Origin of the sequence: Parapedobacter koreensis, assembly GCF_900109365.1 — a bacterium.
GTDB lineage: Bacteria > Bacteroidota > Bacteroidia > Sphingobacteriales > Sphingobacteriaceae > Parapedobacter > Parapedobacter koreensis.
The window spans coordinates 231354-251118 of record NZ_FNZR01000002.1 but is presented as its reverse complement, the minus strand read 5'-3'; the positions used below and the strand labels follow the sequence as shown (position 1 = coordinate 251118).

The following is a 19765-nucleotide window of genomic DNA, read 5'->3' as shown; positions in this document are numbered from 1 at the left end:
TAAGCTTATCCTTTATGGCGCTAATGCTGTATACCTTTTTGCATAAGCCCAAAATAGCCCTCTTTATGTTGATTGCCTACTGTTTTTTGGTGGGGATCTTGGGACGTGAGGTTGATATCGGGATACCGTTTGGCTTGCTAATCGAAGGGTTATTGCTGGGTGGGTGGCTAATTACGGTGATAAAAAGCAGCAGGGGCGATTTCAGCAATGTAGCCAATGAACTCTGTCTTTTGTGGGTTTTGTGGTTTATACTGAGTGTCTTGCAAGTAGCGAATCCGGCGGGAGGAAGCTTAAATGGTTGGGCTAGCGAACTTAAAACCGTTGCGCTTTATCCAATGCTTATCATACCGCTGACCTTCATGTCGTTCAAGAGCAATAAGGATTTGAATGTTTTTTTGATAATTATCATCGGGTGTTCGGTACTTGCGGCACTGAACGGCATTAAACAGGAACATTGGCGGCTGTCTCCCGGAGAGTTGAAATTTTTGAATACGGGTGGCGATGTGACCCACTTGCTTTGGGGAAAACTGAGGGTTTTTTCTTTTTATACGGATGCAGGGCAGTTTGGGGCATCCCAGGCGCACATCGGTTTGGTCGCATTGACGTTGGCATTGGGACCCTTCAAGCGATGGAAGCGGATTCTGCTGTTCATTGCCGCTGGCTTGATGTTTTATGGCATGCTGCTATCAGGAACAAGGGGCGCATTATTTGCCTTGCTGGTCGGCGCTGTTTTCGTCATATTTTTGAGTAAAAAATTCAAAATATTGCTGCTTGGCGGAATTGTGCTGGCATTGTTTGTGGGCTTCTTGAAATTTACGCATATCGGGGATGGCAATTACCATATTTATCGGTTGCGTACGGCGTTGAATCCGAAAGACGCTTCGTTGAATGTCCGCTTCGAAACGCAGGCTTTCCTTAAGAATTATTTGAAAAATAAACCCTTCGGTGAAGGATTGGGCGTGATTGGCGCAAATGGGAATGAGTATAACGCTGATATGTTTATCTCCACGGTACAGCCGGATAGCTATTTCGTCAAAGTATGGGTGATGTATGGCGTGGTGGGACTGACAATCTGGCTATGCATTACGGTTTATATCCTGGGGAAATGTTGCGGCATTGTCTGGAACATTAAAGATAAAGGGCTACAGACTAAGCTTATCGCGTTGACTTCGGGTTATGCGGGGATACTGTTTTGCAGTTATGGCAACGAGGTGATCAATGTGTTTCCATCGTCGATGGTTGTGTATGTATCTTGGGTTTTCGTGTTCTTGGGGCCAAAATTGGAGCGGGAAATCCTGGCGAGAAAAAAATTGGCCTCTTAAATAAATACTAGTCATATGCCTTACGAAATATTTGCTTTACCGATTTTGATTTGTTTTACACTGGGTTTTATTATCGGCTATAGAACGATGGAAAAACAGCGGCAGAAGAATTATTAACGATGTCTATCTCATCTTTTGTCAAATCCAATCCAAGAACAAAGAAAGTTGCGTTATGGATGCTGATGCCAATCAATGACAATAAACCGAGACTCTGGGTTAGGCTGTTTCTCAATCCGTTAAAACATAAAAGAGGAAAACGCGCAAAAATAAGGCGCCGGGTACGGATGGATGTATTCCCCTTCAATGCGTTTACGTTGGGGCGGGCTTCAATTATAGAAGATTTTGCAACCATCAATAACGGGGTAGGTGATGTCCATATAGGCGACAAAACAATCATCGGTTTGGGCAATGTCATTATAGGCCCTGTTTCCATAGGGAATGACGTCATGCTTGCGCAGCATGTGGTGGTATCCGGTCTTAATCACGGATACGAAGACACCAGTATCCCACCAAAAGAACAAGGTGTGGTCTGCCGGCAGATTACCATTTCGGACGGTGTCTGGATCGGTGCCAATAGCGTGGTTACCAGTGGTGTCACCATCGGAAAACAAGCTGTGATCGGTGCCGGTAGCGTGGTTACAAAGGATGTGCCGGCTTTTTCCGTGGCGGTAGGAAATCCTGCGAAAGTGATCAAGCGCTTTAATTTCGAAACACAGCGTTGGGAAAGGCTTTGACAATTTGCTGAAAACTATGGCTTAGTGATGAACACCAGACATTATTTTGAAGATGTATCGCTTTTGGTAACCCATTATAACCGGAGCAAATCCCTGGAAAGGCTCTTCGTGTCATTCGAACGGCAGGGCTGTTTTTTCAGGGAGATCATCGTCTCTGATGATTGCAGCAATGAGGAGCATTTGCGGTTCATCGAAAAACTACGTGCAAATTTTGACTTTACACTTGTTTCCGCCAAACAAAATGGCGGGCTGGGAAGCAACATGAATAAAGGGCAGGATGCTGTCAAAACACCTTATACCCTTTATGTGCAGGAAGACTTCATCGCGCTTGATGGCAGCTGCTTACACCTGCAAAACGGCAGGAAACTTCTTGAAGAGCGGGCAGATTTCGACATGGTTCGGTTTTATGCTTATGTAAATTACCCGTTCCTTAAGCCAGACAAAAATGGTTTTTCGGAGATGGTATTTAAGTTGTGGAGCCCCGGACTGGATAAATTCCCTTATTACAGCGATCACCCGCACCTGCGGAGGAGTACATTCACCGATAAATTCGGGCGCTACCCTGAAGGACTGTCCGGCGACAAAACGGAATTTATCATGATGATGTCCTTTTTGAGGAATAGTGGCAAAGCTTTCTTCTTTAACGACTATAAAGGTGTATTCGAACAAGCCAATACGGCGGTGGAACCCAGCACGATGAAAAGGGGTTTTTTCCGGAACAGCAGCAATGTGTTTATTGTGTTCATCAGGACAATATACCGGTATCTCAATTATTATTTTGGTTATTTATCCGGTAGGCCATTATGGCTGTCATGATATGCTCCTATGACTAACCAGCAACATTTCATCATCGTCGGCCAGCAGCCTTGGGATACGGATATCGGCAGCAACTGCAAGAATATTGCGCTGGAGCTGAGCAAACATCACCGGGTATTGTATGTAAATTCCCCCCTGGATAGGATAACGTTGTGGCGAAACCGGAAGGATCCCCATGTCCAGAAACGCATAGCCATTATCAAAGGAAAAGCTGATGGGCTTATCCGGATAAATGAAAATTTATGGAACTTATATCCCGATTGTTTAGTCGAGTCCATTAATTGGATAAAATTTCCTAAGCTGTATGACCGACTGAATAAGCGGAACAACAGGTTATTCGCCAATTCAATTCATTCAGCGATCCGGTCATTGGGATTCGGGGACGTCATCCTGTTCAATGACAATGAAATGTTCAAAGCGTTTTATTTAAAGGAACTGCTTAGGCCTAAGCTTAGCATTTACTATTCCCGCGATTACATGCTGGGCGTTGAATACTGGAGACGGCAAGGTGAGCGGCTGGAGCCTTTGCTGATAGCAAAAAGCGACCTGTGCTTTAGCAATTCCATGTATTTAAGAAACTATTGCAACCGATATAACGCCCGGTCATATTACGTTGGGCAAGGTTGTGATATTGATTTTATGGCTGAAGTTCCAGCGAATCGAAGTGGTGATGACTTCCGCGGCATCACTTCGCCTATCATTGGCTATGTGGGATCATTGGATAGCAACCGGTTGGATATTGGCATTATCGCGCATATCGCGGAGCATTTTCCGGATTGCGCTGTTGTATTGGTGGGACCCGAAGATGATGCGTTCCTATCGAGCCCGTTGCATCAACTGAAAAACGTACATTTTCTTGGAAAAAAGCCCGTACAGGATCTTCCTGCTTACATCAATGCGTTTGATGTGTGCATCAATCCACAACTGGTAAATGCCATTACGGTGGGCAACTATCCACGGAAGATTGATGAATACCTCGCGTTAGGCAAGCCTGTTGTGGCTACGGCCACAGAGACCATGGATATTTTCAAGGATTTTGTATACCTGACCGCCAGCAAAGAAGGCTATATTGCATGCATAGCCAAAGCATTTGCGGAAGACAACGAGGCAACCAGGACGGCAAGGAAGGCGTTTGCAGCTTCCCACACCTGGGAAAATTCGGTGGGTGAAATGTATAGTAGAATAGCGGCACGCTTAGCCGACGCATAAGCGTGCATCTTTTTAACGTATTGGCTTATGGAATTTTTATGGTTACTTTTTCAGGTGTTTATCGGATACCATCTCATGGTGCCGTTGTTCTTTTTTTTGCTGTTTAGACTCAAGAAGCGGACAAAAAGCAGAATAGCTACCGTAAGAAAACAAGCTTATGACTACGGCTTGATTGTTACAGCCTATGAAGAAACCAAGTTTCTCCCCCAGGTGGTTAATTCATTGCTGAATCTCAACTACGATAATTATGTGATTTATGTCGTGGCAGACAAATGCGATGTTACGGATCTCCAATTCAGCGACCCCCGGGTAGTCATCTTGAGACCGGAAAAAACATTAGCCAGTAACGTCGGTTCCCATTTCTATGCGATACATCGGTTTATAAGGGCGCATGAAGTATTTGCCATCATTGACAGTGACAACATGGTGCATCCGGAGTTTCTGAATGAATGCAACCGATCTTTCGATAGTGGCTATGACGTGGTGCAGGGATTGCGGGTTGCAAAGAATACGAATACACACTATGCTGCATTGGATGCCGCAAGGGACATTTACTATCATTTTTATGATGGCGAGGTACTCTTTCATTTGGGGTCGTCAGCTACGTTGGCCGGATCGGGAATGGCGATGAAAACGGCGTTGTATGTCGACTGTATGGCTGCCGTTGATGTAAAAGGGGCTGGGTTTGACAAAGTACTGCAGGCAGAACTGGTACTGAGGGGGTATCGAATCAGTTTTAACGGGGAAGCCATTGTGTATGACGGAAAGACGGCTTATGCCGATCAGTTGGTCAATCAGCGTGCGCGCTGGATAAACACATGGTTTAAGTACCTTCGTTATGGATTCCTGATTTTGTCCAAGGGAATAGTAAACCGCAGCTTAAACCAACTCTTGTTTGGTTTTATTTTACTGCGGCCGCCGCTGTTTATTTTCCTGTCCTTATCGGTGGTGTGCATGCTGGCAAGTTTCTTCCTAAGCCCTATCAGTGGACTGGTCTGGCTGGCAGCCTTATCGTTATTCATACTCGGGTTTTTCGTGGCTTTATGGAATTACCCGACCAACAAAGCAATATATCAATCCCTGGCAAGAATACCGTTTTTTGTATTCCACCAGTTTAGGGCACTTTTACATGCAAGGAGTGCGAATAAACGTTCTGTGGCGACAAAACATGCCCGCAGTTGATTAGCCCATAAAAAGAAAGGAGCATCCTATGGAAATTTTTCGCTTAAATCGGATGAGCAGCGCATTGCTGGCATTGTGCTTTGGCATTTATCATATACAATGCTCGGAACGGAAGGGGACGCCGATAGATACGGATTATGTTGCTCCACCAGCTGCTGATACCATCAGCAGTATCAAATTCAAAGATATGCTGGGAATCAATGGCTTTGAGTGGGAGTTTTTGAATGAAAATAATGAAATCGATGCGGAAAAAACCGCATTAATAAAGCCGTTTGGCGGATTCAGGCATTACCTGGATTGGAATCGAATAGAGACGGAAGAAAACGTATACGCTTATCAACCGTCTTTAAACGGCAACTGGGGGTATGATGATATTTACCAATGGTGCAAAACCAATGGCATCCCTGTACTGGTTTGCCTCAAAACAATACCGGACTGGCTGCGGGCCACGTATCCCGAAGGCGAAGACGATTATGAGAACGCGCCTTTGCCCTATGGGCAGGATAAGGCGGATCCGGCTTCATATAGGCAATTTGCCAAATTGGGATTTCAGTTTGCCGCACGGTATGGCCACAATGCGCAGGTAGACACTGGCTTGGTCTCTGTATCGCCCGATCCGGCATGGAGCCCCAACCAGCGGAAAATCGGGCTGGGCCTGGTAACGTATATCGAATGCAATAATGAACCCGATAGGACATGGAAAGGCGAAAATGCACATCAGACAGCCGAAGAATATGCAGCCAATCTTTCCGCATTTTATGATGGGCATCTTGGCCAATTAGGCCCCGGTGTAGGGGTGAAGAATGCCGATCCGGAAATGCAGGTGGTCATGGGGGGATTGACGAAAGGCGACGTGGATTACCTTTCGAAAATGATCGAATGGTGCCGTGTGAATCGGGGGTTAAAGGAAGATGGCACGGTAAATTTATGTTTTGATGTGATTAATTACCACCATTATTCTTTTTCGAATGAAGATTTGTTTGCGAAGGGCACCCGTGGCAGGGCTCCCGAACGATCCAGTGCTGCTGAAGCGGCGATAAAGGTAGTAAGCCTGGCTAAGGAAGAGGCCAATGGGACACCCGTTTGGATAACGGAACTGGGATACGACGTGAATAAAAAGAGTCCTTTAAGAACGCTGAAAATAAAGGATAAAAGCCCGTTGATTACCCATGCGGATTGGTCGCTGCGTTCAAGCCTACTTTATGCCAGACATGGAATTAAGCGGTTGCATTTTTATATGCTGAATGATGTGGACATCCGCAGTTCAATCCAATTTTCATCTTCCGGTTTTGTGCAGGGGTCGGAAAGGAAGCCCGCTGCAGATTATTTCTTGCAAGCAAACGAATTGATGGGTGAATATGCATACTTGCACACGCTGAACAGCGATCCAATCGTGGATGTCTATGCATTGGATGATAAAAGGATGTATGTATTGATGGTGCCGGACGAGCAGGGTAGGGAAGTAGACCATGAACTGGAAATGCCCGAGGCGGAAAAAGTGAAGATATATACCTTGCAAGTAGGCCAAGACAAAATGGCTGTGCGCATTGAAGACGTCGTCGCCGGAAAACTAAAAATCCACGTCACTGAAACGCCCGTGTTCGTGGAACCAATCGGTGTGCCCGGGCTTTAAGTTCAAACCGTTTGCGAGTTGCTGATGACTTGTGGCGCCGCGGCGTCGCGTTGTTTCGGTTTAGCGGGCCTTCCCACCATCACAGGGAGGTATTTGTTGCATATATAAATGATCGGCAACGAGAGCAGTAGCGTCGCCGCCACGACCGTAAAATTCAAATACAGGTTGTCTGTAAGCAAATCATCCGGGATCTGAAAAGCCATTGAAATGGCCTTTTTGACAACACTCATGACCATCAGATGGAAAGCAATGATGACCAATGTGTTCTGTGCTAAATACTGGAACAGCCAAACGGGGCCCAACAACATTTCCAGTACCCGGCTCAATGTCAAAGCGAAGAGGATTCCCGAAAAGGCACCCATAAAAAACAGGGTAAAACTGTCATACGTGCTTTTGTTCATGTCTATGAAGTTCCGTGAAGAAATAACGTACAGTAGGAATCCGGAACATGCCGAAAGCGTTATTAGCTTTGGCAAAGAAAGCGCCATGATTTTATTGACGTTTTCTTTCAGCATGTTCGCGACGCCGTAGAATACTATCCCGATGATGGCGATATTTAAGCTCCATGGCCACCTAATGGGATCATACTTTTGATCAATGAAACAAACGGCAAGGATTCCTGCCAATAACACATAACGCCGTGCTCCAGTCACGTTTCTGAACAAAAGAAAATAAATATTTTCCAAGACAAACAGGCAAATAATAAACCAGGAAGCAATGCTATGTATTAGCCAATCCTCGTGTCCATTGCCATAAAATATCCCGATAAATGGGGTGTATAAAGGCTCCGATATGACATAATGGTAATCAAACCTTCTGAAGAAAAACAACCAAAGAATATACGTTACAAAATTTAGGATAAAATAAGGAATAAGTAACTGCTTGGTTCGAGCCTTCAAGAACGCGGTGTAATTGTCGAATTTTTTGAAGGAAAACAGATAGCCCGACAAGAAAAAAAACAAAGGCAGGGCAAACGCTGAGATGAAGGCAAACCAATTCCCCCTGCCCGTGTGGTGAGCACATACGACGAGGGTGATGCCTATGAACTTTGCATAATCAATCCAAAGTATGCGTTTTGAATTTTTGGTAACGGATGTATTCGCCATAACCCTGATAAAATATTGAATTGAATGTTAGGATTGGGAGATAATTTCTTGGGGCCTCCTAAATAGCTGTTGTTTCGGCTTATAAGGCCTTCCAACCATGATGGGCAAATATTTGTTGCACAAATGTATGAGCGGTAATGACAGTGCCAAGGTGGCTGCTACAACGATAAGGCTGAGGTACCTGCTATGTATAACGACGGCACTGGGAATATCAAACGCCAATGCAATAAAATTCCTTGAAAGACTTATCAGGAAGGTGTGGAAGGCAAGGATAACCAATGTGTTTTGCGCTAGATACTGGAAAACCCAGACAGGACCCAATACGATATCCAACATACGGCTTAATGTCAAAGCAAATAAAATTCCTGAAAATGCGCCTATGATGAACAGGTAAAAATTGCCGTAAGTACTTTCAAGCATATCTACATAATTTCTTGTAGAAACGAAGTATACAACAAGCAGGGAGGGCACCGATAGCGCAATCAATCTGGGCAAGGGCAGATTCATGATTCGTTGTGTCTCTTCTTTGAGGATATTTGCGGTTCCGTAGAATATCAAACCAATGATAGCTGGATTAAAACCCCAAGGCCATCTTATCGGGTCATATTTTTGATCCAGCAAGGAGACGATAAAAATACCGGCCAATAGTATAAACCGGAATGCGCCTTTTGCGTTCCTAAATAGCAGGAAATAGATGTTTTCCAACGTAAATAGACAGATGATAAACCACGAGGCCACACAATGTATCAGCCAGCTATCGTGCCCGTTGCCATAGAATATTCCAATGAATGGCCTGTATGAAGGTTGGCTGATCGCAAAATTTTCGTCAAATTTCCTGAAGAAAACTAGCCAAAGCGCATAAGCGATTAGGTTTAAAAGAAAATAGGGGATGAGTAGCTGCTTGGTGCGAGCTTTTAGAAAAGAAGCATAGCTGTCAAATTTTTTGAAGGAAAATAAATAGCCTGACAAGAAGAAAAATAAGGGTAGCGTAAATGCCGAGATAAAGGTAAACCAACCATCCCTGTCGGTCTGGTGAGCACACACCACCAGGCTAATGCCGATAAACTTTGCATAGTCAATCCAAAGTATACGCTTTTGATTTTGATGATTTTTTGTCATAGCTCCTAAGACAACTTTCGGTGTATAAAATTGTATTTGAATCGTTTGATATCCGCCATGAAACGGTTATAGATGACATTTACGAAATTTCCTTCCTTCTGTAACGTGCGAATATCTGTCCATACGCGGGCCTTTGCTGATCTCACCTGTTTGATTTTGCCGTATTTCATCAAATCAAGGCATAATTGCCCGTCTTCTCCGCGTCGGTTTTCCTGAATGAATCCGATGTTGAGGCCATATTCTTTGATGTAACCCATGCTTATTCCGAAACAATTGAAATAAGGTTGCCTGAAATGCCTGATCTCTGCCATGATATCTTTCAATTTTTCAAGGACGAGCAACTGCCACCGGGGAAATCCGCCCTCCCCGATAAAGGAATACCGGCCATAGACACAGACAACCTTGGGCTGTTTCAAAACATGAACCATTTCGTCTACCCAATAGGGCGGATAGATGCAATCCGCGTCCGCTGTGAGGATATATTTGCCTTTGGCGTGTACCTGACCCTTTTGCCTGGCTGGCCCGGCACCTTGCTTCAATTCAATGAATGCGCGGACATGCAGTTGGTCTATCGTATGTTGTGTTTTATCTGTTGAGTTGTTATTGACTACAATGATCTCCAAGGGATAGGCTGAAATCGTTTCTGCTAAACTTGAAATACACCTCAAAATATTGGTCTCTTCATTCCATGCAATGACGACGATGCTCACCACCGGATCGGGATGGGAGAGACTATCCAACTTTGCGTTGACTTGGGTAAACGTTTCTTCCGTAATATCTTCAAAACGCTCAACGGAAAATTGAAATTTAGTAAGCCATTTTGGATTCCTAAAACCTGCCATTTTGTTTGTAAATATCTGCCAAATTACTGCAAAATATTAGTAAAAGAAATGGCCAGCTCCGACTTTTATCGGGGAACAACGGCAAGAATTTGGCGGGAAGGAAACCCAAATATGCTCAAAATCCGCAGAATGGATATTGTAGGGGCTTGTTTCCTGGGCTACGCTTCAAACCCTGCAAAAATGCAGCTTGTAGTGGAAAAACTACACGTAGAGGCCGTTTTCGCACATCGGATTCGGTATTTATGCCTACTTTTGCTTCCGAAAATTCCAAAGTTAAGTGAATAGAAGAACATATATTAAGTATGCAGTGACTATCGGTTTGGCAACGGTTTCTTCTTTTTCAATTTTTCAATGGATACGCACCCGCCAAAAGGTAAACTTAGCTGCTTTGCATTTAAAAAGAGAAACAATAGCAATTTTGGCAGATACAATTATCCCAAAAACCGAATCGCCCGGGGCGGCGGAGGCCAATGTCGCAGATTTTGTTGTTAATATGGTAGATGCATGTTTTGATACCAGTCGGCAGCGCCGGTTTTTGGCAGGCTTAGCGGAGGTGGATGACTATTGCAGGGCTACCTATCATCAAGCGTTTATTGAATGTGGGATGACAGATAGGGTTTCGGTGCTTAATCATTTAGAAGCGAAAGCAACTTATCGCATGCCGCTAATCGGCGAGTTAAATAGGCTGTTTTTTGGAGAGCCGTTTATTGTGACATTGAAATCCCTGGTTGTTGAAGGGTATTGTACGTCAGAACTTGGGGCCACCATGGGATTGGCATACGATTATATTCCTGTGCATTATCAGTCGTGCATAGCGATGGGGGAAAGTCAACGGGTATGGGCAACTAATTAGTGCCATCATCCTTATTCAAATTGAGCGATGTCTAATTTAATTGGAAAAGCTAAAATGAGCAATACCTATGATGCCATTGTTGTCGGCTCCGGCATCAGTGGCGGGTGGGCTGCACGTGAGCTTTGCCTCAAAGGATTAAAAACATTGCTGCTTGAACGGGGAAGGAATGTCGAACATATCAAGGATTACCCTACGGCATTGCTCAATCCTTGGGATTTCAAACTCAGGGGCAATGTCCCACTTGCCTATAAGCAAAACAACCCGGTGCAGACCAACGTTTCTGACGATACCGACATGCTTTTTTTCGCAAATGACCAAGATCATCCCTATATCCAAAAGAAACCGTTTATGTGGTTTAGGGGATACCAGGTAGGGGGAAGGTCGTTGACGTGGGGTAGGCAATGTTACCGGCTCAGCGACTTGGATTTTGAAGCGAATGAAAAGGATGGCACAGCGGTAGATTGGCCAATACGTTACCGGGATATTGCACCTTGGTATGATTATGTGGAGTCTTACATTGGCGTCAGTGGGAAAAACGAGGGGCTACCGCACTTGCCAGACGGTAACTTCCTGCCACCTATGGAACTCAATTGCATCGAAAAGCATTTAGCACAATCGATTAAAAATAACCATGAGCATCGATTGCTTACCATAGCGCGCGTGGCCAACCTTACTCGTGGCTGGGATGGCAGGGGGCCCTGTCTCAATCGTAATCTTTGCTCCAGGGGATGTCCCTATGGGGGGTATTTTAGCAGCAATAGCGCCACCATTCCGGCAGCCATGGCCACGGGTAATCTGACGCTTAGGCCCTTCTCCATCGTCGCGGAAGTGCTCCATGATGAACAGGCGGACAGGGCAACGGGCGTCCGCGTCATCGATGCGTTGACGCATGAGGTCACGGAATTTTACGCGAACGTTATTTTTATCAATGCATCCACCATCGGTACAGCAGCGATTTTATTGCAGTCGCGCACGGATAGGTTTCCAAATGGGCTTGGCAATGACAGTGGGCAAGTAGGGCACAACTTAATGGATCACCACTCTTCGGCTGGTGCCTTTGGCATCCATGACGGATTTGAAGATCGCTATTATAAAGGAAGAAGACCTTGCGGCTTTTTAATTCCGCGCTACCGCAATCTATCCGCCACGGAAAAAAATGGATTCATCAGGGGGTATGCCGTACAGGGGAGGGGCGAAAGGCAAGGGTGGAAAAGTACATCGCCCAACATAAAAGGATTTGGCAGCGAATTTAAGGAAAAACTGACCAAGCCGGGCCCATGGACGGTGTGGATGGCCGGATGGGGAGAGTGCCTGCCATATTATGATAATGAAGTGCAATTGAGTACGACACGTAAGGATAAATGGGGGCTGCCGCTCGTTGAAGTCAACTTTTCTTTCAAAGAAAATGAGTATCGCATGATGGATGACATCAAGGAAACCTGCGCCGGGATGTTGGAGGAAGCCGGATTCCAACAGGTCAACGCGTTTAATTATGAAAAGCCGGGGGGGGCTACCGTGCATGAAATGGGAACGGCGCGGATGGGGAAAGACCCGAAAACTTCCGTCTTGAATGGATATAACCAGATGCACGCAGTCAAAAATGTTTTCATTACGGATGGTAGTTGCATGACTTCCTCTGCCAACCAAAACCCTTCACTCACGTACATGGCACTGACCGCAAGGGCTTGTAGTTTTGCAGTCAATCAGTTAAAAAAAGGAAATTTATAATTTTATGTTCCTCAAGCTAGTTTTTAAATATCAACTAACAAAATTTGTCATCGTCGGTTTATGCTGCGCGGCGGTTGAGTTCGGTGTCTTTAGTTTCCTGGTCCATATCCAGGCTATCGATTACCTCATTGCTAATGTAATCGCGGTGGTGATAGCAATTATCCTGAACTATGTGTTATCCAGGAAGTACGTGTTTCAAAAAAGCAAGTATTCCAGATCGATGGAAGTGATATCATTTGTGGTGTTTTCATTGATGGCTATTGCCTTAAATCAATTGATTTTGTGGCTTTTTGTCGAACAAGCCCTTATCACCAACATCCAACTGGGAAAAGCGATGACGATTATCATTGTCGCGATATTTAACTTCAGCACTAAGAAATATTTGGTATTTAAACAGTGATAATCCCAATGCATTATTTTGCTTATTCATAAACGCCTATTGTATTCAGACTTCTATTCATGATGAAAAAATTACTTTCCTACCTCCGACTAATCCGTGTAAACCAGTGGGTAAAAAATAGTTTTATTTTCCTGCCAGCCTTCTTTTCACTAAAGCTTACCGATACCCATGTGGTGCTGCAATTGCTGGTGTCGTTTATCGGCTTTTCGTTAATAGCCAGCTCGGTATACGTATTCAATGACATGTTGGATGTCAAAGAAGATAGACTGCATCCTGTAAAACGAAATAGACCGCTTGCCAGCGGCCTTGTTTCGACGGCTGAGGGAATTGGTTTAATTGGTGTGTTATTGGCGATTGGGCTATCCATCTTTTTGTTTTTCATCCAGGATCCATTGGTGCTGCTGATCGTGCTGCTTTATTTGGTGCAGAATGTGCTGTACACCATTAAACTTAAGCACATCTCAATTTTGGACATCGTGATAATCGCCGTGGGATTTGTATTGCGGATTGCATTGGGCGGACTGATTTCTGACACGGTGCTTTCCCATTGGATTATCTTGATGACGTTTGTATTGGCGCTGTTTCTTGCGTTGGCCAAGCGGCGGGACGATGTGTTCAACTTTGTCAGGACGGGGGTCAGCCCAAGGAAGAACTTGCAGGGGTACAATTTGGAATTCCTCAACGTAGCGATAACGTGTATGGCTACGGTCGTTGTCGTGTGCTATGTCATGTATTGTACGTCAGAAGAAGTCATCAACCGTTTTGGGAAGAATGTCTATTTGACCTCCTTCTTTGTTATCCTGGGCATGCTGAGGTACCTCCAATTGACGTTTGTATGGTTGATTAGCGGGAGCCCTACCGCCGTATTGCTGAAAAACAGGTTTTTGCAAGTGATTATCCTGGGATGGATATTGTCTTTCTTTGCCATCATTTATTATAATCTGAAATGGTAGTGGACCGGGCTTACGGGTATTCAAAAACCTTTTTTCACCTGGGATATTTCCTTATCGCGGTGCTTGGTTTTACGTTGCTGCTTTCGAGTGTCACCTTTTATCTCGGGGGGAGCATCGGCTTTTGGCAATTCCCGGTAGCCATTCTTTTCGCTATCCTTTCAAGCCACTATTTACAGCGCGGCGTCAATACGCGGGGAAGTTCACGGCGCTCATATGTGGCCACAGTTGGTGTTCCGTTGCTGCTGGTCCTATTGTCTTTACTGGTTTCTGCTTGTTTTTATGACGTATCTTACGATGGCCAGGCTTACCACCAAGAGGCCGTCATTCAATTGGCAAATGGATGGAATCCCTACTGGGATGCCCCGTTATCCGAACGTGTAAACCAGGCGATTTGGATAAACCACTATGCTAAGGGGATGGAAACCGTACAGGCCGCCATATATGCTGCTTCTGGTACAATAGAAGCGGGTAAGGCGACGAACATGATGCTGTGGATGGGGAGTTTCTCCCTTGTCGTATCCTGTATTGGTTATATGGGTTGGCTGTCCTTAAAACAGGCGGTGCTTTTGGGGGCGCTGTTTGCGAGCAACCCCGTTGTGATGAATCAATTGATTACCTTCTATGTAGATGGCGTTCTCGCATCGTTGTTGTTGGCCTTGCTGGCAACGGGTATCTGCTTCTTGTACCGCCTTGAACGGCGGCTCCTGCTGTTGTTTGCGTTTATCGTCATCTTGATTGTCAATGTAAAATTCACGGCCATTGTATATGTGGTATTTATTGTTGGGGGATTTTTACTTTGGTTGGCGTTCCAAAAAAAATGGCCCGTTTTCAAGATGTTCCTACTGGCAGCTGTTGCTATAGGGATCCTATCGCTGGTGGTTGGGTATAATCCCTATGTCACCAACACGGTAGGCTATGGGCATCCGTTCTATCCATTGATGGGTAAAGATCCGGTGGATATTATGGTTATCAATACACCATTGGACTTTGAAGGGAAATCCGAATTGCAGCGGTTTTTCATTTCCCTCTTTTCGCGTACTGAAATCGTGTACCCTTGGGACGTTGGTATTGCGAAGCTAAAAATCCCCTTTACTGTATACGAGGGCGAAATCATCAGTACGCCACGAGTGGATTGCCGCCTGGGTGGTTTTGGCCCATTCTTTAGTGGAATCCTGCTGCTCGCAATCGCATTGTTGGCTATCCAATACCCCAAGGGAAGGAATAAGCCGGTTTTTTACGGCATCATGGGGTTTATCGCAATCACCATTGTATCATTAATCATCATGCCGGAATCCTGGTGGGCGAGATACGTCCCCCATTTTTGGTTTGTGCCCATAGCGATATTGCTTGGATCGGAGTTGCTTTTGCCCGGAAACTACCGGTTGCTGAAGGGATGCCTATATGTAGCCCTTGTATTGAATATCGGATTCAGTTTTGCAGGCTTTTTGTTGAATGCGATACTGAAGAGCAAAATCAATTACCAACTGGAAGTTTTGGCTTCATCCAACCAACCGATTGTCGTGGAATGGGGTGATTCGGCGAGCAACCGGATTCGTTTCGATGACCGTGGCATCCCGTTTCACGAGCAAAAGAATTTATTGAAATTACGCGAAGAGGGAGCCCGAGTGGAAAAAATAGCGGGCTCTCAAGCGATGTTTATATGGCCCGACGATGCGGATCGGTCGATAACAAAATCACCGTGGCTCAGGCTCACGGAGCATTGGATACCCTTACGGTGGCAACATTATTAGCGTTTTAGGTGATAGGTTTATGTTAGCGTCGCGTTTTTTCAACATTGGTTTTCAATTGATTGGGGTTCTCGTACTCACCCTGCTTTTATCGTCATTGACGTTGCTGGTTGGTGCGCAGGTAGGTGCCTGGCAATTCCCGCTTGCGGTATTGATTTGCCTGGTAGGGGTGGTAGCGACAGCGAAAACCGCGCACGAGCGCAAACGTGATCTATTGGTTTATCGCGTTGCGGTACCCCTATTGCTAATCGTTTTTTCGATAGGGATAGCAAATAGCTTTTATGATGTTTCGCATGATGGCCAAGCCTATCATCAAGAAACCTTGATTCAGCTAAAGGCGGGTTGGAACCCGTATTGGGATGGGCCATTGCCTGAGCGTGTCAACCAAGCGATATGGATCAGTCATTATGCCAAGGGAATGGAGCTCATCCAGTCGGCTATTTATTGTGCCATTGGCAGCATCGAGGCAGGTAAGGCGACAAATATCCTGTTGTGGCTGGGCAGTTTCTTTTTGGTGCTCTCCCTGCTTTGTCAATTTCAGTGGCATTCATTCTTCAAAAAATTGGTTGTTTCGGCATTGCTGGCGAGTAATCCAGTGGTGATCAACCAACTGCTGACCTATTACGTGGATGGCGCACTGGCCTCGCTTTTGCTCTGCCTGCTGGCTACCTTTTTTTTCATTGCCAGAGGCGGGATAGCTACGAAGGAAGTTTATTTCCTTTATGCTGCCGTCTTTGTGCTCGCGTTCAATGTGAAATTCACCGCGGTTGTTTACGTGGCCTTGTTTACGGCAATGTTTATTGGCTGGCTTGTGATCCATCGAAACTGGGGCGCGATGAAAAAAGTAATCGGTGTATCGGCAGTCGCGGTCACGCTCGCTGTCGTGGCGGGCTACAACCCTTATGTTACAAATACAGTAGGCTACGGGCATCCGTTTTACCCCCTTATGGGCCCAAACAAAGTGGATATCATGACGGCTAACCTGCCCGTCAGCTTCGACGAAAAATCAGGTTCCGAAAAGTTTTTTATATCGCTATTTTCGCACACAGACAATGTGATGCTGGACAATGGCCGGGTTCCTAAGCTGAAAATACCGTTTACGTTTAACAAGACCGATATTGCCAGTGCCCCCAAAGTGGATGTACGCATCGGTGGGTTTGGCCCATTATTCAGTGGGATACTTTTATTGGCGATAGTTTTGTTTGGCATTCTTGTCGTCAAATTCCATGGCGGGCGCCTGGTCCGAAACATGGGGTACCTCTTGCTTGTGCTGGTTTTGTCTGTCGTCATTATTCCCGAGTCCTGGTGGGCAAGGTATGTGCCGCAATTGTGGTTTATTCCCCTTGTTATCCTTTTAGCTGCAGATGCCGTCCAACCGAACCGGTTGAGGTGGTTCAATCGATCCCTCTATATACTGCTGCTGTTGAATGTTGGATTCACGCTGACGGGCATACTTTGGAATTTGGCGGTTACCAGCCGAATTAACTACCAGCTTCGTGTATTGAAATCGGCCAATGAACCGATAGTAGTGCAATGGGGCAGCGCATCAAGCAATCGTGCCCGTTTTTGGGAAAATGATATTCCCTATATCGAGCAAGATTTGGAGGGAGTCGCGGGTGCGGTGGGCATCGTACGATCAACTTCGAGATTTATAGTCCCTGATAATATAGATAGCATACAAATACCACTCATCATAAAATGGACAACGGGAACATTGCCGGGAATAGAAGAATAATTGCCGCTTTTGATTTTGACGGCACGATTACTACAAAAGACAGCTTACTGCTCTTTTTATTGTTTAGAATCGGCTTTTTCAGGTTAATGGCAAATGCCGTTGCATCTTCATTGTACCTGGTGGGATATAAACTTCATCTCATCCCAAATTACAAAGCGAAAGAAAAACTATTCGGCAATTTTTATAAAGGAGTGCCCATCGAAGCATTTGACAGGCGTTGTGTGGCTTTTGCGGAGAAGTTGACGAAAATACTCCGTCCTGAAGCCGTTGCAAAATTGAATTGGCATCTTAAGCAGGGACACGAAGTCGTCATCATTAGTGCTTCCATCGCAAACTGGATAATCCCATGGGCCGTCAAAAACGGGATCCAGCACGTTCTTGCCACGAAAATTGAAGTTCACAATGGCTTAATCACGGGTAAATTTTTATCACGGAATTGCTATGGGCCGGAAAAATTAAGTAGGTTTTTGGAACAATATCCGGATAGGGATAGCTATGAATTGTACGCATATGGTGATACCGAAGGAGACCGGGAATTATTGGCAGCGGCAGATCACCCGTTTTACCGGACTTTTTAGCCGGCAGGAGTGCCTTGTATGCCTAATGGTTAATGAATGATAAGAATAAAGGCAATGGATAAAGCAAGTGGCTTAGCAAAACACTATTTTCTGATTGGCTTTTTTTTGATGCTCGTGCTTGGCCTGACCCTGGTCATCCTGTCGCTTACCTTTTTCCTGGATGGTCACGTCGGACGTTGGCAGTTTCCCCTGGCATTGGTTGTCGCTACAGGCATAAATGCCTATATCTTGTTTCGATCCCAATGGATGGGCACCGCTGAGATTAAGGGCAAATATTATACGCTGGGCGCATCCGTACTGTTTGTCTTGCTGGCCATCCTTATTTCAGGTCAGTTTTATGATATATCCGAAGACGGGCAGGAGTACCACCAGGAGGCAATCATTCAGCTTAGGCAAGGTTGGAATCCCTACCGGACAGCACTGGATGACAGCATTACGACGCATTCGATTTGGATAAATCATTATGCCAAAGGCATGGAAACCATCCAAGCTGCCATCTATGCGACGACCGGAAGGATAGAAACGGGGAAGGCTACCAATCTGCTGCTTATCGTTGCAGGCTTATTTTTTTCGTTATCCATACTCGTGCCCAAAATTTCAACGCCTAAGGCGTGGATAACCAGCATATTGCTGACCTGCAACCCCGTGGTCATAGTCCAAGCGCTGACGTATTATGTGGATGGCGTCTTGGGATCTATTTTCCTGATTTTTATCGCGGCTACTATACTGGCATTGAAGGAAAAACAATGGATGCACTATCTGTTGATAGTCGTGATTATCACGCTCGCTTTTGGCATAAAATTTACTGCAGTGGTTTATATGGCCATGCTGATGGCGGCGGTTTTTTGCTGGCTATTATTCCATAAGAAGCTGAAAAGCCATAAAATTCTCATTGTTGGCTTTGTCTCTGGAGTTGTATTGGGCATCCTGGCGGGGTTTAATCCGTATGTTACCAATACGCTCAATTTTGGGCATCCCTTTTATCCCTTGATGGGGTCCAAAAAAGTGGATATCATGACGCGCAATTCGCCTGCGACCTTTGGGGAGCGATCCCCCGCAGAGCGGTTTTTTATTTCCCTTTTTTCCCATACGGATAATGCCATCATGGAAACCGGCGGAAAACCGGTATTGAAAGTTCCCTTCACGCTTAATGAGGTAGATATCGTCAATTCGGGCAAAGTAGATACAAGGGTAGCGGGTTTTGGGCCGTTCTTCAGCGGTATAGTGATACTTGCTATCCTATTGTTTATCCTGCTTGCTATCCAATGCCGTAAAGAAAGAAGGTTTAAAAACATACTTTCTATAATCATCACCCTGGTTGTAACCATTGTCATTATACCAGAGTCCTGGTGGGCAAGGTATGTGCCGCAATTTTGGTTTATTCCAATTATCTTGCTGGTTACAAGTGAATGGTTACTGCCCGGTAAGCATAAGGTGCTCAAGTTTGCGGTATATACAACCCTCGCTGCCAATGTGATTTTTGCCTTTTCGGCGATTGTTCAGAACATCGTTATTACCAGCCAGATCAACCACCAGCTGGCTATCCTTAAAGATACAAGCCAGCCTATTGTTATTGATTTCAGGAAATCCGCGAGTAATCGCATCCGTTTCCAGGAGCATGAGATTCCCTATATACAGCAATCCTTTGAAAACGACAGCGTGGGCGAATGGATCATTCGTTCGGAAGCCCGGTTTTTGCCGCCTGAAAATATCAACAGGGAACTAACGCCCCCGGTCATCCTGAGGTTGTTGGGCGGACTTAGAATCAAGCTCAAGCCTTGGGGAGGGATAGGGCAATAATGGTATT

At 45.3% G+C, this 19765-nt stretch carries 17 protein-coding genes; 14 read left to right on the top strand and 3 right to left on the bottom strand.

All coding sequences use genetic code 11. The features are described from left to right. Positions 1 to 65: 65 nt before the first annotated feature. From BMW65_RS05235 to BMW65_RS05210, 6 genes are all read left to right on the top strand, one after another. The gene (locus BMW65_RS05235) at positions 66 to 1322 is read left to right on the top strand and encodes an O-antigen ligase family protein (RefSeq protein ID WP_177181010.1); all 1257 of its coding nucleotides are present in this window, start codon (positions 66 to 68) and stop codon (positions 1320 to 1322) included. A gap of 119 nt (positions 1323 to 1441) precedes the next feature. Next, on the top strand, positions 1442 to 2056 hold the full coding sequence (locus BMW65_RS24650) for an acyltransferase (protein ID WP_090603352.1): 615 nt from the start codon (positions 1442 to 1444) through the stop codon (positions 2054 to 2056). Between the two features lie 27 nt (positions 2057 to 2083). Next, complete coding sequence (locus BMW65_RS05225) at positions 2084 to 2872, top strand: glycosyltransferase (protein WP_090603350.1); 789 nt, start codon at positions 2084 to 2086, stop codon at positions 2870 to 2872. A 9-nt stretch (positions 2873 to 2881) separates the two neighbouring features. After that, the gene (locus BMW65_RS05220; RefSeq protein ID WP_090603349.1) at positions 2882 to 4081 is read left to right on the top strand and encodes a glycosyltransferase; all 1200 of its coding nucleotides are present in this window, start codon (positions 2882 to 2884) and stop codon (positions 4079 to 4081) included. A 27-nt stretch (positions 4082 to 4108) separates the two neighbouring features. Next, a complete protein-coding gene (locus tag BMW65_RS05215; protein ID WP_090603347.1) occupies positions 4109 to 5263 on the top strand; it encodes a glycosyltransferase in 1155 nt (384 codons plus the stop codon). A gap of 28 nt (positions 5264 to 5291) precedes the next feature. Continuing rightward, the gene (locus BMW65_RS05210) at positions 5292 to 6896 is read left to right on the top strand and encodes a hypothetical protein (protein WP_143053814.1); all 1605 of its coding nucleotides are present in this window, start codon (positions 5292 to 5294) and stop codon (positions 6894 to 6896) included. A gap of 2 nt (positions 6897 to 6898) precedes the next feature. Here BMW65_RS05210 and BMW65_RS05205 read toward each other — a convergent pair whose 3' ends face one another. Genes BMW65_RS05205 through BMW65_RS05195 form a run of 3 tightly spaced genes read right to left on the bottom strand, consistent with a single transcriptional unit; the run spans position 6899 to position 9963 of the window. Then, the gene (locus BMW65_RS05205) at positions 6899 to 8002 is read right to left on the bottom strand and encodes an acyltransferase family protein (RefSeq protein WP_090603344.1); all 1104 of its coding nucleotides are present in this window, start codon (positions 8000 to 8002) and stop codon (positions 6899 to 6901) included. A gap of 27 nt (positions 8003 to 8029) precedes the next feature. Continuing rightward, a complete protein-coding gene (locus tag BMW65_RS05200; RefSeq protein ID WP_090603342.1) occupies positions 8030 to 9121 on the bottom strand; it encodes an acyltransferase family protein in 1092 nt (363 codons plus the stop codon). A gap of 5 nt (positions 9122 to 9126) precedes the next feature. Then, positions 9127 to 9963 carry a glycosyltransferase family 2 protein gene (locus BMW65_RS05195; RefSeq protein WP_090603341.1) on the bottom strand — a complete coding sequence of 279 codons (837 nt, stop codon included), beginning with the start codon at positions 9961 to 9963 and terminating at the stop codon, positions 9127 to 9129. 307 nt (positions 9964 to 10270) lie between these two features. Here BMW65_RS05195 and BMW65_RS05190 point away from each other — a divergent pair, with 307 nt between their 5' ends. Genes BMW65_RS05190 through BMW65_RS05155 form a run of 8 tightly spaced genes read left to right on the top strand, consistent with a single transcriptional unit; the run spans position 10271 to position 19758 of the window. Continuing rightward, positions 10271 to 10816, top strand: a complete 546-nt coding sequence (locus BMW65_RS05190; protein WP_177181009.1) for a gluconate 2-dehydrogenase subunit 3 family protein — start codon at positions 10271 to 10273, stop codon at positions 10814 to 10816. Between the two features lie 27 nt (positions 10817 to 10843). Beyond that, a complete protein-coding gene (locus tag BMW65_RS05185; RefSeq protein WP_177181008.1) occupies positions 10844 to 12544 on the top strand; it encodes a GMC oxidoreductase in 1701 nt (566 codons plus the stop codon). Between the two features lie 4 nt (positions 12545 to 12548). Beyond that, the gene (locus tag BMW65_RS05180; RefSeq protein ID WP_090603336.1) at positions 12549 to 12944 is read left to right on the top strand and encodes a GtrA family protein; all 396 of its coding nucleotides are present in this window, start codon (positions 12549 to 12551) and stop codon (positions 12942 to 12944) included. A 59-nt stretch (positions 12945 to 13003) separates the two neighbouring features. After that, positions 13004 to 13897, top strand: coding sequence for a UbiA prenyltransferase family protein (locus BMW65_RS05175; protein WP_245747508.1), 894 nt, complete (start codon positions 13004 to 13006; stop codon positions 13895 to 13897). Beyond that, positions 13891 to 15648: a hypothetical protein gene (locus tag BMW65_RS05170; protein ID WP_090603333.1), complete on the top strand. Its 1758-nt coding sequence runs from the start codon at positions 13891 to 13893 to the stop codon at positions 15646 to 15648. The genes BMW65_RS05175 and BMW65_RS05170 overlap by 7 nt, the downstream gene beginning before the upstream one ends. A gap of 19 nt (positions 15649 to 15667) precedes the next feature. Next, positions 15668 to 17380 (top strand): hypothetical protein, encoded by a 1713-nt coding sequence (locus tag BMW65_RS05165; RefSeq protein WP_090603331.1) that lies wholly within the window; start codon positions 15668 to 15670, stop codon positions 17378 to 17380. Next, entirely contained in the window at positions 17344 to 17958 is a 615-nt protein-coding gene (locus BMW65_RS05160; protein WP_090603330.1) for an HAD-IB family hydrolase, read from the top strand. The genes BMW65_RS05165 and BMW65_RS05160 overlap by 37 nt, the downstream gene beginning before the upstream one ends. Before the next feature lie 54 nt (positions 17959 to 18012). After that, positions 18013 to 19758 (top strand): glycosyltransferase family protein, encoded by a 1746-nt coding sequence (locus BMW65_RS05155; RefSeq protein WP_090603328.1) that lies wholly within the window; start codon positions 18013 to 18015, stop codon positions 19756 to 19758. The last annotated feature ends 7 nt before the right edge of the window (positions 19759 to 19765 follow it).

What these genes read in the sequence shown, in the direction of transcription:
- BMW65_RS05235 (WP_177181010.1), top strand. Translation starts at nt 66, where the DNA reads ATGTTGATTGCCTACTGTTTTTTGGTGGGGATCTTGGGACGTGAGGTT.
- BMW65_RS24650 (WP_090603352.1), top strand. Translation starts at nt 1,442, where the DNA reads ATGTCTATCTCATCTTTTGTCAAATCCAATCCAAGAACAAAGAAAGTT.
- BMW65_RS05225 (WP_090603350.1), top strand. Translation starts at nt 2,084, where the DNA reads ATGAACACCAGACATTATTTTGAAGATGTATCGCTTTTGGTAACCCAT.
- BMW65_RS05220 (WP_090603349.1), top strand. Translation starts at nt 2,882, where the DNA reads ATGACTAACCAGCAACATTTCATCATCGTCGGCCAGCAGCCTTGGGAT.
- BMW65_RS05215 (WP_090603347.1), top strand. Translation starts at nt 4,109, where the DNA reads ATGGAATTTTTATGGTTACTTTTTCAGGTGTTTATCGGATACCATCTC.
- BMW65_RS05210 (WP_143053814.1), top strand. Translation starts at nt 5,292, where the DNA reads ATGGAAATTTTTCGCTTAAATCGGATGAGCAGCGCATTGCTGGCATTG.
- BMW65_RS05205 (WP_090603344.1), bottom strand. Translation starts at nt 8,002, where the DNA reads ATGGCGAATACATCCGTTACCAAAAATTCAAAACGCATACTTTGGATT.
- BMW65_RS05200 (WP_090603342.1), bottom strand. Translation starts at nt 9,121, where the DNA reads ATGACAAAAAATCATCAAAATCAAAAGCGTATACTTTGGATTGACTAT.
- BMW65_RS05195 (WP_090603341.1), bottom strand. Translation starts at nt 9,963, where the DNA reads ATGGCAGGTTTTAGGAATCCAAAATGGCTTACTAAATTTCAATTTTCC.
- BMW65_RS05185 (WP_177181008.1), top strand. Translation starts at nt 10,844, where the DNA reads ATGTCTAATTTAATTGGAAAAGCTAAAATGAGCAATACCTATGATGCC.
- BMW65_RS05180 (WP_090603336.1), top strand. Translation starts at nt 12,549, where the DNA reads ATGTTCCTCAAGCTAGTTTTTAAATATCAACTAACAAAATTTGTCATC.
- BMW65_RS05175 (WP_245747508.1), top strand. Translation starts at nt 13,004, where the DNA reads ATGATGAAAAAATTACTTTCCTACCTCCGACTAATCCGTGTAAACCAG.
- BMW65_RS05170 (WP_090603333.1), top strand. Translation starts at nt 13,891, where the DNA reads ATGGTAGTGGACCGGGCTTACGGGTATTCAAAAACCTTTTTTCACCTG.
- BMW65_RS05165 (WP_090603331.1), top strand. Translation starts at nt 15,668, where the DNA reads ATGTTAGCGTCGCGTTTTTTCAACATTGGTTTTCAATTGATTGGGGTT.
- BMW65_RS05160 (WP_090603330.1), top strand. Translation starts at nt 17,344, where the DNA reads ATGGACAACGGGAACATTGCCGGGAATAGAAGAATAATTGCCGCTTTT.
- BMW65_RS05155 (WP_090603328.1), top strand. Translation starts at nt 18,013, where the DNA reads ATGGATAAAGCAAGTGGCTTAGCAAAACACTATTTTCTGATTGGCTTT.